Origin of the sequence: Bacillus sp. EB01, from assembly GCF_000613125.1 — a bacterium.
In the GTDB taxonomy this organism is placed as follows: Bacteria; Bacillota; Bacilli; order Bacillales; family Cytobacillaceae; genus Bacillus_D.
In genome coordinates, this window is record NZ_HG964497.1 from 2,651,189 (window position 1) to 2,665,994 (window position 14,806).

Annotated in this window: 17 protein-coding genes and 3 tRNA genes; 10 read left to right on the forward strand and 10 right to left on the reverse strand. The window is 38.6% G+C overall.

What is annotated here, in order from left to right; all coding sequences use genetic code 11:
- The 3 genes from TY16_RS12195 to TY16_RS12210 all read right to left on the reverse strand — a co-directional run.
- The coding region (locus TY16_RS12195) for a DEAD/DEAH box helicase (RefSeq protein ID WP_043932202.1) at positions 1-618 on the reverse strand (618 nt) is incomplete at its 3' end.
- A gap of 281 nt (positions 619-899) precedes the next feature.
- Positions 900-1,334, reverse strand: coding sequence for a ferritin-like domain-containing protein (locus tag TY16_RS12205; protein WP_043932204.1), 435 nt, complete (start codon positions 1,332-1,334; stop codon positions 900-902).
- A 178-nt stretch (positions 1,335-1,512) separates the two neighbouring features.
- Positions 1,513-2,313 carry an EcsC family protein gene (locus TY16_RS12210; RefSeq protein WP_043932205.1) on the reverse strand — a complete coding sequence of 267 codons (801 nt, stop codon included), beginning with the start codon at positions 2,311-2,313 and terminating at the stop codon, positions 1,513-1,515.
- A 231-nt stretch (positions 2,314-2,544) separates the two neighbouring features.
- On the opposite strand from TY16_RS12210, the gene TY16_RS12215 reads away from it, so the two are divergent.
- Together TY16_RS12215 and TY16_RS12220 are read left to right on the forward strand one after the other, a co-directional pair.
- Positions 2,545-3,453: a selenium metabolism-associated LysR family transcriptional regulator gene (locus TY16_RS12215; RefSeq protein ID WP_043932206.1), complete on the forward strand. Its 909-nt coding sequence runs from the start codon at positions 2,545-2,547 to the stop codon at positions 3,451-3,453.
- A 62-nt stretch (positions 3,454-3,515) separates the two neighbouring features.
- Positions 3,516-4,343, forward strand: coding sequence for a GNAT family N-acetyltransferase (locus TY16_RS12220; RefSeq protein WP_043932207.1), 828 nt, complete (start codon positions 3,516-3,518; stop codon positions 4,341-4,343).
- Positions 4,344-4,382: 39 nt separating this feature from the next.
- Here the strand turns inward: TY16_RS12220 and TY16_RS12225 are convergent, their stop codons facing one another.
- The 4 genes from TY16_RS12225 to TY16_RS25680 form a co-directional block, all read right to left on the reverse strand.
- Positions 4,383-4,841 (reverse strand): SAM-dependent methyltransferase, encoded by a 459-nt coding sequence (locus tag TY16_RS12225; RefSeq protein WP_043932208.1) that lies wholly within the window; start codon positions 4,839-4,841, stop codon positions 4,383-4,385.
- A 522-nt stretch (positions 4,842-5,363) separates the two neighbouring features.
- A complete protein-coding gene (locus tag TY16_RS12230; protein ID WP_043932209.1) occupies positions 5,364-6,143 on the reverse strand; it encodes a TerC family protein in 780 nt (259 codons plus the stop codon).
- Complete coding sequence (locus TY16_RS12235; RefSeq protein ID WP_043932210.1) at positions 6,143-6,550, reverse strand: sporulation protein; 408 nt, start codon at positions 6,548-6,550, stop codon at positions 6,143-6,145. The genes TY16_RS12230 and TY16_RS12235 overlap by 1 nt, the downstream gene beginning before the upstream one ends.
- Before the next feature lie 28 nt (positions 6,551-6,578).
- Positions 6,579-6,722 carry an FbpB family small basic protein gene (locus TY16_RS25680; RefSeq protein WP_081772961.1) on the reverse strand — a complete coding sequence of 48 codons (144 nt, stop codon included), beginning with the start codon at positions 6,720-6,722 and terminating at the stop codon, positions 6,579-6,581.
- 421 nt (positions 6,723-7,143) lie between these two features.
- Here TY16_RS25680 and TY16_RS12240 point away from each other — a divergent pair.
- The 6 genes from TY16_RS12240 to TY16_RS12265 all read left to right on the forward strand — a co-directional run bounded on the left by TY16_RS12240 (position 7,144) and on the right by TY16_RS12265 (position 9,692).
- Positions 7,144-7,227, forward strand: a tRNA-Leu gene (locus TY16_RS12240).
- A gap of 85 nt (positions 7,228-7,312) precedes the next feature.
- A tRNA-Gly gene (locus TY16_RS12245) sits at positions 7,313-7,386 on the forward strand.
- A 6-nt stretch (positions 7,387-7,392) separates the two neighbouring features.
- A tRNA-Ser gene (locus tag TY16_RS12250) sits at positions 7,393-7,480 on the forward strand.
- Between the two features lie 416 nt (positions 7,481-7,896).
- Positions 7,897-8,334, forward strand: coding sequence for an Imm26 family immunity protein (locus TY16_RS12255; protein ID WP_043932211.1), 438 nt, complete (start codon positions 7,897-7,899; stop codon positions 8,332-8,334).
- Positions 8,335-8,486: 152 nt separating this feature from the next.
- Positions 8,487-9,101, forward strand: coding sequence for a VanZ family protein (locus TY16_RS12260; RefSeq protein ID WP_043932212.1), 615 nt, complete (start codon positions 8,487-8,489; stop codon positions 9,099-9,101).
- Between the two features lie 216 nt (positions 9,102-9,317).
- The gene (locus TY16_RS12265; RefSeq protein WP_043932213.1) at positions 9,318-9,692 is read left to right on the forward strand and encodes a hypothetical protein; all 375 of its coding nucleotides are present in this window, start codon (positions 9,318-9,320) and stop codon (positions 9,690-9,692) included.
- Between the two features lie 174 nt (positions 9,693-9,866).
- Here TY16_RS12265 and TY16_RS12270 read toward each other — a convergent pair whose 3' ends face one another.
- The 3 genes from TY16_RS12270 to TY16_RS12280 all read right to left on the reverse strand — a co-directional run bounded on the left by TY16_RS12270 (position 9,867) and on the right by TY16_RS12280 (position 12,756).
- On the reverse strand, positions 9,867-11,801 hold the full coding sequence (locus TY16_RS12270) for a hypothetical protein (protein ID WP_043932214.1): 1,935 nt from the start codon (positions 11,799-11,801) through the stop codon (positions 9,867-9,869).
- A complete protein-coding gene (locus TY16_RS12275; RefSeq protein WP_043932215.1) occupies positions 11,794-12,021 on the reverse strand; it encodes a hypothetical protein in 228 nt (75 codons plus the stop codon). Before TY16_RS12275 ends, TY16_RS12270 begins: the two co-directional genes overlap by 8 nt.
- Positions 12,022-12,315: 294 nt before the next feature.
- Positions 12,316-12,756: a Dps family protein gene (locus tag TY16_RS12280; protein ID WP_043932216.1), complete on the reverse strand. Its 441-nt coding sequence runs from the start codon at positions 12,754-12,756 to the stop codon at positions 12,316-12,318.
- Between the two features lie 290 nt (positions 12,757-13,046).
- Between TY16_RS12280 and TY16_RS12285 the strand changes: the two genes are divergently transcribed.
- Entirely contained in the window at positions 13,047-13,583 is a 537-nt protein-coding gene (locus TY16_RS12285; protein ID WP_043932217.1) for a YceI family protein, read from the forward strand.
- A gap of 179 nt (positions 13,584-13,762) precedes the next feature.
- On the forward strand, positions 13,763-14,530 hold the full coding sequence (locus TY16_RS12290) for a C39 family peptidase (protein ID WP_043932218.1): 768 nt from the start codon (positions 13,763-13,765) through the stop codon (positions 14,528-14,530).
- Positions 14,531-14,806: the final 276 nt, after the last annotated feature.

Sequence of the window (14,806 nt, forward strand, 5' to 3'; positions counted from 1 at the left end):
AACCTGAATAAACTGCGGATCCCTTAAATGTTTTTGTGCAAGCTTTCGCACTTCAGGGGGCATAGTAGCAGAGAAAAGCATAGTTTGCCTAGTTGGTGGAGTTTCTTGAATGATCGCTTCAACTTCATCCAAAAAACCGATATGGAGCATCTGATCGGCTTCATCCAGGACGAGGGTGTAAAGTTCATCTAACCTAATTGTTCCCCTCCGGATATGGTCAAGCAGCCTGCCAGGTGTTCCAACAACGATATGGACACCCTTATCCAGTTTTTTCAGTTGCTTGTCTACATCTTGACCCCCATAAGCTGCTAACACTCTAACATCATGGAGTTCTTTAACAATTCTCTCAAGCTCAGCAGTAATTTGGATGGCAAGCTCACGAGTCGGCGTTACAATGAGGGCTTGAATATGGGCTGCATCGAGCTCAAGCCTTTCGAGGATTGGCAATAGAAAAGCGAAAGTCTTTCCTGTTCCCGTTTGCGCCTGTGCAATGATATCCTTTCCTTCAAGTGCAAGGGGAATGACTTTCTCCTGGATTGGAGTCGGAACGGCTATCCCGTTTGAAGCCATTATATTTGTAACTTTTTTAGATATACCCAGTTTTATAAATTCTGACATTTAGATTCTCCTGTTTTCAACAATTTCACTTTCTTGATTGTGCTTGTTTTCTTTATAAAAAGCAAATACAAAAAAACAAAAGCGGCAGCTCCCTTATGACAGCTTAGGAACAACTTTCCCTCCCAGAGTATTCTGGAAAGCTTTCTAGTGGGTATCGCCGTACAAACTGACAGGCCCTCTTCCAACTTATATAGAAGGATCATCTTTTTTGAGATGGACAAGTAAATTCTCTATCTTATAACAAAAGAAAGACCCGGCATATTCATTATGCCGGGCCTTGCTTAATGAACAAGTTTTTTCAAATAATCCAGGTGGCGCCTATCGGTATCAATAATGCTTTCAACCATGTTCTTGCTTTCGGGATCCAGATCACCTTTTACAATTTCCTCCGATAATTGGATACCGTACAAATCCTCACCTTTGATCGCCATATTGATGATATTTTCTGTGCTTTCAGGCATCATGATTTGACTAATGAATCCCTGGATTTTCCCTGTCAGTCCCTCGTTGTTTACTGGTACCCCTCCAAGAGTTTGGATTCTCTCGGAAATCATGGCAGCATGAAGGCGGTGGTCTTGCTGCATCGTTTGGAACTCCTTTTTGATCTCAGGATCCTCAAGCTTCGCAATCAGATGTTCATATGCCCTTATTCCCATGTACTGCCCTTGGAGGAATGCATTTAATTCCTTGATCACAATATCCTTTTCATTTTGCATCCAAAAACCTCCTTTTACGCATAGGTTTAGGAAAAAGGCAAGAATTATTCATACCTGGCATTCGGGTCCAAAGTATGAAATGCTGCCCTATGGACACAGGGAGAAAATAACCCGGCTTTTGAGGGGAATCGAAGTCAGTGTTGAAAACTTCATTGGTTCTCAACGTAAATCGATGTTTTTAGATGTCACTATTTTGAATATCTTTCAGTCGTTCAAGGATTCTTCTTTTTTTATAGAGCATCCGCCCTGTCTCCGCAAGGTCTGCAATTGCCGATCTATTGGTAAATGCGCCGAAAATAATTCCCGCTACAGGAACCATTTGAAAAAGCTTTTTCCAGCCAAAGCTGTCCCTATAGGCATACACAACTTCGCGCCAGCCCTGAATCTCCGACATGACTTCACCCTGACGCTCATTTGCGGACAGGCTGTTTAGTATAGCCTGTTTTCCGACAATATCAGCAGATGTAAATTGCAGGCATTTTACTATGAAGATCCGCTCACTTTTTACCTTTGGATCATATCCATATATAAGGGCAATCTCTTGTAATGTTTTTAGTGAAATGGCTAACAGCGCCGGAATGTCTGCGGCGAGAGTAAAAATACCGCCAATCCCAGTACTGGCGCCTTGAAAGGCAGCGACCTTTTTTCTTTGATTTGTTAGTTCTGCACTCGCTTGATCCATAGCAGAAAGCGGCAATTGGGCAGCATCGCCTAAAGACTCAACTGGTTTTCCAGCACTTGCCTCAAGGCGTTTGAACGCAGCTTTTTCATTTATTAGATACCTTCCCCCAGTTTGGACGTAACTGCCCAGTTCATCGAGGAGCACGCCGATTTTTTCATGAATAAACTTCGGTGTAATTTTGTCCAATAGCTTATAAGGGAGCCGGCCAATCCGGTCCCATATCATCATTCCGTTTTGATCCTTTTCCCACCTCTTGATTGCCTCCAGTTCTTTATTGAGCCATTCATTCGTTTCCAAAAAGCTTCACCTCTTCAGTTTATTTTCCTTGATTAAAAGCATTATGTAAAACCTATTGGTCATAAGCCATACGAAAATTCTTCTTTAAGGTTTCACTTCAGCTCCTTGTTAATAAGTCCTGATACATAAATTTCAATTTAACTCTTTCCAAAAATCTTCCAGAATGCTATTCTAAAAATATCTATTTTTTCGATACCTTCTATCGTTTTTATAAATAAGGGGGCGAAACCCGTGGACTTCCATCAATTAGTTGTATTTACAAAAGTAGTCGAGCATAAGAGTTTTTCCAAAGCTGCTGAGGAAATTTTCCTTAGCCAATCAACCGTTTCTTCCCATATCCAATCTTTAGAGAAAATGCTGAACGTCAAACTATTTGACCGAGTTGGACGTGAGAATATCCTCACTCCCCATGGGGAAAGACTTTACCATTGGGCTCAAAAGCTATTGCTGATGAAAGACGAAGCCCTGCTTGACCTGAACCAGGGAATGACAGAATTCCGTGGCGTTATCAGAATGGCGGCAAGCTCAGTTCCCTCCCAGTTCATACTCCCTAAAATGGTGAAGCAATTTCGGAATGAATATCCAGCTGCCATGTTCAATATATCTCAATTCCCTTCAAGGTCTGTGGCAGATAAGGTTTTAAACGGATCTGTCGATTTCGGTGTACTTGGTGAAAAATATGAAAATGAGAAACTCGAATACTTCCCACTTTTAAAAGAAAAGTTAGTACTTGTTACCCCATTAGAGTTAAAACTGAAGGAAAAGGTACAGATTCAGGATGTGGTCTCATATCCATTTGTTATGAGGCATTCCGATTCTGGAACCAATTCTATTTTTGAACGGTTCTTGAAAAAAAACGGTCTGCCTAAGGACCATTTAAATATCATTACCTATACGGATTCGGGTCAGAGCTTAATCCAATTTGTCAGGCAGGGAATCGGAATTTCAGTCATGTCGGAAATTGCAGCAAGGGATTATGCAGATCAAAACCTTGTAAATCTCTATTCTATAGAAGGCTTTGAGGAGGACCGCTATTTTTACTTGGTTTACAACCTGCAAAAGACATTACCGCTTATCTCCAGGTTATTTGTCAATTTTGTCACAGGGAATAAAGGATTCCACCTTGTGGACAAAGAATAATGTAAAGGGTTATTTTTCAAAGATAGAATTGGCTGCGGCCTCTTTTTCGAGGGGGATTCATATTGGTACTAACTGTAAACCAGCTAAAGGAAATAAAACAATTGCAACAAGTATGCGAACAAGAAGGCAACTTTGGCCTAAAACTGAATTGGGAGATGCTCTCCGCACGCATGGAAGGCAGAAAAGATGATTTTCTTCATTATGAGGATGGGAATCTTGTCGGATTTCTTGGCATTTACGGCTTCGGAAATAAGACTGAAATTTGCGGGATGGTGCATCCAAATTATAGGCGCAGAGGGATTTTTACAAAGCTCCTTAAGGAAGGGATAATTGAATCGAAACTCAGGGGCACCAGACAAATCCTTTTGAATGCACCAGCTGGATCATCTTCTGCAAAAGAATTTTTAACTAAGATACCGAACCATCATCATATGACCGAATACCAAATGAAATGGGAGGGAAAACTGCCGCAATCGAATCCCGCAATCCTGCTCCGCCCTTCAACAGAAGAAGACACTGCCCTAAAAATCCGGCTCGAAATCGAATGCTTTGGTTTCACCCCGCAAGAGGCGGAAGAATTTTACAAAGAATATAGAACTTCCAGTAATGAAGATTCTTATATTATTGAAGCAGAAAGAAGCCCGGTAGGAAAAATGCGTGTAGATCACCATGATGGAGAGGCTTGGATATATGGATTTGCTATTCTTCCCGAGCACCAGGGTAAGGGAATTGGCCGCAACGCTCTTGCCTGGATTATAGAAAAAGAACATAGGAGTGGATTTCCCGTGTTCCTTGAGGTCGAGGCGAAGAATACCCATGCCCTTGGGTTGTATGAATCTGTCGGTTTCAAGTCCTATCATGCCCAGGATTACTATGAATACACAGGCTAAACAAAAGAGCCTCTGCCGGACCGGGCAAAGGCTCTTTATTCATTTCCAATAATTTTCCATTAATTCTGTCGACCAGGAAGGCTGCCTGATTTCATCTTTTGGTAAAAATTCTTTCATCACTGGCTTAATGTCAATCACCGGTGTGCCATCTATCGCATCAAGACCTGCTACGGTAAGCTTAGTTCCTTCCCTCTTCAAAAGACGTACAATAGTAGAGCCGATCCGGTTCGGCCGGTTCTTTCCCCTTTGCGCAAAGATTCCTGTCATTGGCCAATCAGGATTGTCTCTCGGCCTTCTCGCACACGTTTCAATACTGTCTTCACTGACAAGATGGAACAAAAATAGAATCTCCAGATGCGAAAAATCATCGATTCCTTCCAGACAATTACCATCGAGGATTTCGTTCATTTCAATAACGGATGTGACTTCTCCCCAATGATCATCCTCTGGTGTTTTGCGAGAATTGAGCACCCTTCCGACTGGCTTAACCATAAACATGATGATTCCTCCATATAAGATGATTTTGCTTCTTCCATTATAACCATTTAGTGGATTTGGTTTTCAAACAATGCGTTTCGCTGATTGATTTTGGAAATACATTTAACAGGACTATATTTGTCACTTTCAATAGTTACCGGTTAGGAATAGATCGTATTAGAGGAGGCAGCGTCCTCACCCAATTCAACAACCCTTGAAGGTGCTTCCTTGATAGAAAAACTGACATTCCCTCACTATCAGTCCCGGTAATTTGTTTATATACATTCCTTACCTGGATAATAACCACAATATCCCCCCTTCTAAACTTGTTCCAGCCATCTTTATCTTAATCTACCCCTTTGGAAAAATCGATACACGAATTCCAGTAATATCCTTTTTCTACTTACATATAAAAAGTGTACTTCTTGAAGGCACCTCCACGCTTACCGGTAGTGGAACAAAACACTGTGGAACAAGAAAAACCGAGGAGTGACAGTCACCCCCATTAAAAAAACGGGACCACTCAGGTCCCGTTGCAATTGATTAAATATGCCCTTCCAATTCCTTTTCAGGGTCCTTTTTTTCCTTTGACAAGAACCAACCTGCGAGCGCAATTATTACGAGTACGAAGTAAAATGTTAGTTTCCATCCAGTTGAAGTTGCAAAGCCTTCTGGCAGTATCCCTAGTGCCGGATGAGATAGTGTGTAAACGGAAAGCTTGACACCAACCCAGCCCACAATCGCGAAAGCAGCAATTTCCAAACCAGGTCTTGTTTGAAGCAATTTAACAAAGAAGTTTGCTGCAAAACGCATGATAATGAGTCCTATTAGCCCGCCCGCAAAAATGACGAGGAACTGGGCACCATCAAGGCCGCCTATTTGTGGCAAATTGGTATTGGGGAGGCTGACAGCCAGGGCCACAGCAGCAAGTATTGAGTCGACAGCAAAGGCGATGTCAGCCAATTCAACCTTAAATACGGTTCCCCAAAACCCGGATTTTTTCTTCGGCTTTGTTTCCTTTTCCTTTTCTTTTTTAAAGACCAGTTTTCGCAGAATGTGATTGGCAGCAATAAATAGGAGGTATAAGGCGCCAATTGCCTGAACCTGCCATACATCAACAAGGAAGGAGATAATAAACAGGGAAGCAAAACGGAAAACGAATGCTCCTGCAAGACCATAAAAGAGCGCCTTTCTTCTTTCTTCTTCCGGCAAATGTTTAACCATGATAGCCAGGACTAGCGCGTTGTCGGCTGCGAGAAGTCCTTCAATGGCAATTAATAATAGCAATACCCAGCCATACTCAAGTAAAATTGAAAATTCCATTATGATACCTCCAGGTTAGGTGAAATTATAGTAATATAATCATAATCCGTTGTTTCGATCCCTTTATTAAAGGACAGGGTGGTTTTAAAACAAATCTTTTTGCCTTTAGCATTACTTTCTAGTGACTCAGGTATACGGAATGAAAAAGGTATGTTTTTTGTAGTATTGGGAGGAATTACTTTACTTGTAAGAATGGTTATGGAATCAAGGACTTCTTCCATTCCCCCCGTATTCCCATCTATTTTTACGTCACAATCAATCCGCTTAAGTTTACGTTCAACAATGCCGCCTTTTATTAAGTAGAAACCATCTACTACATCTCCCGGCTTGCACTCAGCCTTTCCAAGAACTAAATCAATAGAAGCTGAACCAATGCCTGCATACGCTAAATATTTTCTAAGCAACAAACTTCATTCTCCTTATTGTTTGATGATTTCACTTTAGGCCATGCGATTCAATATTTGCTAATTTCTCTTCGACTCTTTTTTCTATTTCATCAAGCTGTTCCTTATTCTCCAGTAACTCATCTTTATTTGCTTCTACAAGATCTAAAAATGATACCTTGATTGGCTTTCTCACTTTGTATCCTCCCTGCCATCATAAATTGCGTATAATCAATTGACCAAGCCTTCCTTTTGCCCCTCGTTTCCCTTACAAGAAAACAAAAAAAGCCTTTACCATATTAATTGGCAAAGGCTTTCCAAAGAAAAAATAAAGACCCTTACCAGTCAGGTAAAGGTCTTGCTAACAACACTAATGCTGCCAACATGGCCGAAGGCGAATGCCCCGTAATGACGACCATATTGTAAAAGCTACTCCCCTTTAGGAGAAAAGAAATATTCAACTTGTTACCAATACTATATGAGATTTACGACAGTTTCGTCAATTGATTTACATGAATTTACGAATTCTTAACAAATAAGTTCGCACTTGATACTAATTTTTTTTCTTCACAATTTGTTATTATTATGATATATTAATTGTGCTGCTTTTTTCTTTTGCGGGTGTGGCGGAATCGGCAGACGCGCTAGATTCAGGTTCTAGTGGGGGCAACCCCGTGGAGGTTCAAGTCCTCTCATCCGCATCGTTATTTTTTATTGATTTGCTGACTGCTAGGAGTCACAGGTTCAAATCCTGTCTTCCCGACCATTTATATGTATAGTCTACCTGCGGGTGTAGTTTAATGGTAGAACTCCAGCTTCCCAAGCTGATGGCGGGGGTTCGATTCCCCTCACCCGCTCCAATATTTGGAGAAGTACCCAAGTGGTTCAAGGGGGCGCACTCGAAATGCGCTAGGGCGGGCAACCGTCGCGTGAGTTCGAATCTCATCTTCTCCTTATCGTAACCGGCCTAATTGGCCGTTTTTTTTTGCACAAATTTAAACACAGATAACTCTTCCTTTCTTTCTCCATATATTTTATCGCATTACTTGTTTTCCCACTTGCCCGTTTACATAAAAAGACCCTGTGCAGTTAACGGGTTCGGATACCTATCACAAAAAGTTAATTTACAATGTAAAATGTAATGTTTGTTGTATTCAAATATGTTATTGGTTTTGTGGACCAAATTGCTATGCCGGCGATTTGGTCCTTTTATTTATTGAGCACATATAAACATTATTACATTGGAGGATTTACGCCCCTTTTTATCGAATTTCTTATTACACTAACGTGGCAGGTTAGCACAAGAAGGAGATGACGAGTCAAAACGTAGAACTTATTATCAATATGTTCTAGGAATGGGGTAATTTTAAATGACAGGAAAGAAACGTACCCGAATCAAAATTGGGGATGTATATGCTATACCTTTACCTAATGGCAAATATGCTTTCGGTAGAATATTTAAAGATGCTGGTATAGGAATTTATAAATACATCGGAGAAAATATTGAAGACATTCCAAAGGATGAGGAGTACCAATTTATTGTTGGTGTATATAAATATGTTCTAAAGTCAGGAGATTGGACGGTTGTAGAAAATCGCCCTTTTAAAAGTGATGATGAAGCATTTCCGCCTCCTTCTTGTATCATTGATAGTATTTCAGGTGAATATTCCATTTACCATAAAGGTGAAATTCGAAGTGCAACAAAATCGGAATGTGAAAAATTAGAAGTAGCGGCAGCTTGGGCGGATAATCACATCATTGATAGGATTATGGGCGATGATAAATGGCACAAAGATGATAAAATTTAATTTTCCCTTATCCCACTATAGGGTGCTTTGATCCAAGAAGGATTAAGGCACCTTTTTGTTGAATTCCTTATTAAGCTAAAGGAGCAGTTTAGTTTAAGAAACATATATGGTAAAATTAGGTATTGGAGTCAGTGAGAAAGGGGTGGAATAAGTTGGTGTTAATAAATGGCAGTCTGTTTGTAGCTGCGGGAATGCTAATCTATCTTATAGTTCGATCCATTTTTATTGTAAGAAGGTACAGAAACCAAAAAACAATATACTGGTTTAAGGAAATTATTAACTTATTATTTAGTATCTACATATGCTTGGTTGTTTCTGTTACTTTATTTCCTATACCAATAGGTTTTGAAATGGACTACAAAAATTTTTTCCGCTCAATAAATATTGTGCCCCTTGTATCAATTATTAGGAATATCAGTCAGGTAGGAACTGCTTATGATGGTGATGTTTTCTTTATGATTTCACTTATTGTTAGAAATGTTGTTGGAAATATTTTATTATTAATGCCTTTTGGATTTTTACTGCCAATTGTAAGTAATAAGATTAGAGGTTTAAAATCAGTTGCAATTCTAGGTTTAGCTGTGTCGGTAACTATTGAACTTATTCAGTTGTTAGAATCCTTTGGTGGTGGATGGGGACGAATTACTGATATAGATGATGTTATTTGTAATCTATTAGGTGTGGTTATCGGGTACCTAATTTATGTTGTTATTTTTAAAACTGGTCAGAAATTTAAAATAAGATTAATTACCAATTTAAATACGTAGTTTAGGCTACTCTATCGAGTGCGTTAATCACAAGAGGATTAATGCATTTTTTGCTTTTTGAACAAACGGGGCAGTATTGTCCAATAAGGATTTGAATAAAAAGTTTCAAATGGGATATAAGGATTTCAGAAAATATTCTTAAACTTGTATTCATTATAGGTTCTAAGGGTGTTAAAATGTACTTATCCATTTATTGTAAACAGAAGGAGTGGTAAGATGAAAAATCGTATACTTTCACTTTTAATTTTTTCCTTTTTGATTGGGTTGTCTGCTTGTTCAGGTACAGATAATACTGCCCCTAAAGAAAATTCAAAAAAAGCCGAAGAAGTAACAAAAAGAGATGTCCGAGAGTCTGTGTGGAATCAGCTAAGTGTTTCAAATAAAGATAGAATAGATGGGTCTTGGAAAGATGCAAAAGTTAGTAAACTAACCTTAAAACCAGGTATGGGTAAGATTGATAAAGGAGAATACATCGGGAAGGAAGTGTATATTGTTGACTTCCCTATAAAAAGCACTACAAGCAATAATAATATGCTTTTCTATGCAAGCATTGAAAACCAAGAACTTATCGGACAGGGATATACGGATTAACAATATATGTACGTTAACCCTAAGGATTCAAGGGCTTACTAAGTAACTCTTGCTGTATTCCTCCTTCCAAAATAGTTAAATTTGTGAAAAAATGTACTTAAACTAACGGGTGCTTTAGTTGAAGAAGGCCATATGTAAATAAAGATAAATCGCTTAACGGTCCCGTTAAGCGATTTATCTTTTGTATATAATATCCTCCCAAGTATATACCTTATCCGATATACCAAGGCGTTGAGCTGGAGTCTGTAAAGTGTTGCCGGATTTTATTGGTTTACAGAAGTTATAAAAGGTCCTTAATATTGTCACGGCCATCTGTGCATACTTGGGGTTAAAGTTTGAATAAATGTGAGATACCCCGTCCCCTCTAGAGGTAACTAGCGGTCTTTCAAGAAATGATAAACTTCGCCTAATTTCCTGAAGGAAAGCATTTACTGAATTATCATTAGCTCTGACAATCAATCGTGCTAAATGTTCATCGGTAAGCATAGATGTATCTGTGATAACATCTATAAAACGATTGCCCCTGTCAGCCATCGCTAAAGGATGTTCTATCTTGTTAGACTTATGAACTACATAAGGTGTACCGTTAGGTGCCATCTTTTCCTCAAAAAACTTATGCGTTGACAGCCTTCTCGTCATATACTCAACCGCTTTGTCATAAAACGAGGATTCCTCAAATCCATTTGTTGCTGCCCACTCGTTTAAATACTTATTAGACTCTATATATTCACTATAAGCATCTTCTCTGGAAAGCGTTTTATCAAAAGTGTTGACGAAATAGTGCAGCTCCCCGGCTTTTATTTCATCTGAAAAAATCTTCTTCACTGCGGATTTCAAGACCATATCATCATCGCTTACGACTCTCCATTTATCCGTATTAATCATTTGTTTGATTAGAAAAAGTTGGGCCATAACTGTATAAGTGTGATTGACGTGTAATCCGTCAACGTACTTACTTCTACGTATAAACTCTGCCAATTCATTATTATAATCATCCATAGTTTGTGTGTCGGTTGCTATTGGTTTCATTGGATAATAGGAAAACTTAGTGTATTTGGCGAACTTACGTAATTCAACCGGTAAGTGATCATCTTTATACAGCTCTGTTTGTGATTGTATATTTGAAAAGTCAATATTCCAGTCATAAGCTAAATCTGCTCGAAATACATATCGTGAGATTAAATCCGTGGTTATGACAATTTGTGTTTGAATCTGTTTCTCTCGAATTTCACCCGGTAGTCTTTTTTGCCCTTTCTTCCTAACGTTATTGAGGTAATAAGCCATCATATCTGTGTTCAACCATATGCGTGGATATGTTTTTTTGCTCAATTTTTTGGTTTCTCTAGTTTCCAGGAATTCAATGCAGCACCGATATAACCACTCTAACTTCTCATAAAAAGTTCCTTTTCCAATGTTCAATATATCGCAAGTACTCGAAACTGGAACTCGATTAATCAAATGTTTTGCAAACTGTAAGAGAATGTCGTTTCTCTTTTGATTATAAGAAGTAGTTCTGGTTTTATCGGGCAATAGATTCGTGTATTTTTTACACGTTTTGCATTGAATTTTCTGTGCTTTAGATGAAGCTATCCCACGCTTATAAAAAGCCTTCGAATTGTCAAAATATGAATCCGTGTTATCACAATCGTCTTTATGGAAGTTGTATTCCGGCTCCAATGGAACAACAGAGTTAATTCGAATTAACCTCTCTATTTCGGTTGCTAGAGACCAATTGGAAAAGGTTTTTGTTAAACACCCTAAAGTCGGTATTCCCTCTGGGTCGGTTGGATCAGGCGTGCATCTTAATACACGTTCATTTTTCCCGCTTAATCCATATCGATGACTCTTCCCCACTTCATATTTGGTCTGAGGCTCATTATGATTTTTACAAAAAGGGTTAGAGCAATAATTTAACTGAATGACAAAATCTTGTTTCTTCCAGTGGAGGTGTACCGGCCGATATATGCTTTTGATATACTTGGTTTTCATCTTCTTATCAGAAAGAATGCAGTAATCAAGCTGCCGATTCCTAACTTCTTCAGGAGATATGCCGGGATCAATGCTAATAATGGAATCATCCATAGTAGCGAGCCGTTTAATTTTAACCATTCACTAACCCCAACTCACGTTTCATCCTCAGGTTACTCCGTTTACTTTCCACAAATTCGATAAAGTCTTCATCACCTAATAATTCCGGAACCATTTCCTCTAAGATCTGTGCAGGGGTTAACCCTGTATATTCAGAATAGTGTTCTAATATTTTTCTTGTTTTTAGTGTCAGTTTAAATGTGGTTTCTTCTGTACTGGTGTACCTCGGCTTAATCTTCACTAATTTTCTACTCCCTTAATTTATTTGTGAGGTAAATTAACTGTTAAAATGTATGGCAATTTGCATACTTACAGAAGTTTCTGTAAGTCTACATTTTGATATGCAAATTCTATAACAAAAAATAAGGTAATAGTAAAATTAATGCCCATATATCAATAAAAATAGACCAACAAATTAAAATACAATTTGCTGGTCTATTTGCCTTACATATTATACTTTTGTGACAGGTAACTGAACCCGTTACTGTGCAGTGGTCCTTTTTAAGGTCACTTTACAGGGTCCAATAAAATTTTATTATTTACCTAGGAAAGAGTTCAGCATCCATACATGCTTTTCAAGGCTTGCATGAATTGCTAGCAGCATGTCCCCAGTAGTTTCGTCACCAGTTTCGGCTGCGAGATCCATTCCCTCTTTCAACTCACCAATCAAAACGGAAAAGTCATTTACGACTGACATGACCATGTCAGTAGCACTCTCTCCTCCATCCGCTTCCTTTACCGAAGACAATTCGAGGATTTCCTTCATTGTAGCAACTGGTTTGTCCCCTAATGCAAGGAGCCTTTCTGCCAATTCATCGATATGAAGATTTGCCTCATTGTATAGCTCTTCGAATTTTGCATGCAGAGTAAAGAATTCCGGTCCATTCACATACCAATGATAATTATGGAGTTTAATATATAAAACGCTCCAGTTTGCTACTTGCTTATTGACAATTGCTGTAAGATTATTAGCCATTTTAATCCTCCTATTTTAATTAGTCTGCCCATATCATTATAGTCCAACAATTTCCTTTAGCCTAAGCTAAAGGAGAATTGTTCACAATGATGTAATATTTGGCCACTTATAATATACCCTTTAACACTGAAATGAATCATTCTGTATTTCCTTTTTCACTTTTAAAAATTTCCTAAATAAAATTATTAAAAAGAATTGACAGTTATCATAAACCCTAATATAATTAATTTTAGTTAAGTTATCTCAAATTAAAGATTTTTTAATTAAACGAAAAATTGGAGGAGAAACAAATGACAAAAGTAAAATGGGCAATTGATCCGGCACACAGCAGCGTAGACTTTTCTGTAAGACACATGATGATTGCAAACGTTAAGGGTACATTCCAATCCTTTGATGCTAAAGTGGTTGCTGATCCAGCTGATTTGACTACAGCCGAACTCGCTTTTACTGTGGATGCAGCAAGTATCGACACTCGTAATGCAGATCGTGACAACCATCTTCGTTCCGGCGATTTCTTTGATGTAGAAAACAACCCGAAAATTACGTTCACCGCAACAAGCATTTCAAAAACAGACGAAGGCGAATATGATGTAACTGGCGACTTGACGATCCGTGGTGTAACAAGACCAGAAACTTTTGCAGTTGTATATGAAGGAACTGGAAAAGATCCATGGGGCAACCAAAAGGTTGGCTTCAGCGGTACAGGTGCAATTAACCGTGCAGACTATGGACTAACATGGAATTCCGCATTAGAAACTGGCGGAGTCCTTGTAGGCGATAAAATTAAAATTTCGTTTGAAATCCAAGCTACTCAAGCTGCTGAATAAGACTATTTTCACATGAAGTGCGGGCATTCCCCGCACTTTTTTTGTTTACTTCACATTAACTATAGGAGGAAATTCTCAATTTTCTCTAAAAACTAGCTTTTTTAAAAAAGTTTGATAGATTGGTATAAAGGGAATAAAATTTTGTTAATTATTGAAGCATTTTGTCGAGGAGGTCAGGAATGAAAAAAATTTGGAAATTGGGCGTTGCATTAGCATGTATTTCTGTTGTTGTAGTAGCCGCATTTGATAATCCATATAAGGAAGAAGCCTCCTCCGCTCCACCTGAACAACTAGTAACATATACGGAAGCACCAGAAGCAGAACGAACATTGTCTTTAAAAGAGGTTCCAATTTCCCTACCTGATAAAATGATTCTCGATGTACCATTATTTAAACAGATGGCAGCTCCGAGGCTATATAATGGTTGTGAAGTAACAAGCCTGGCAATGATATTAACCTTTCAAGGAATCGATGTATCCAAAAATGAATTAGCTGAATCGATTGAGAATGTTCCCCTAAACTACGGGAACGGTAAAAAGGGAAATCCGAATGCCGGCTTTGTTGGCGATATGGAAAATGGGCCTGGTTTGGGTGTTTATCATAAACCTATTTTTAACCTGGCAAAAAAGTATGCAGGGGAACGAGTAGAAAATCTCACTGGCCAATCTTTTGATAGAGTAATTGAAAAGCTTTCCGAAAGTAAACCTGTCTGGGTAATTATCAATACAATTTACGCCCCTCTTGGAGAAGGTAATTTCGAAACATGGGAAACACCCGATGGGCCCGTACAAATTACTTTTAATATGCACAGCGTTGCAATAACTGGTTATGATGAAAGCCATATTTACGTAAACGACCCGTATGGGACAAAGAATCTTAAAGTTGATAAAACTAACTTCATAGAGGCTTGGGAGCAAATGGGCAGCCAAGCGATTGTTATTAATTGAGAAACAGCGGACCTAGAAGGACCGCTGTTTTTATTTTTTCATTAGCTACTAAAATGATTTTTTATGGAAGCCGCGAAGACTCCTTCATAGATCATCGTTATTCTCAATGTTGCTTTTCCCAACTTACTCCGCTGCAGTTTACGAAACTTTACAGTGGTGGTTTGAAAATCAATTACATGTTTATTAATACCTTTTTATTCCCGCTTTTCTTTATCTCGAAAATTTTATTTGTATTTTTAGTTAAAAAAATTGACGATAGAAAGAATCCTAAATTAT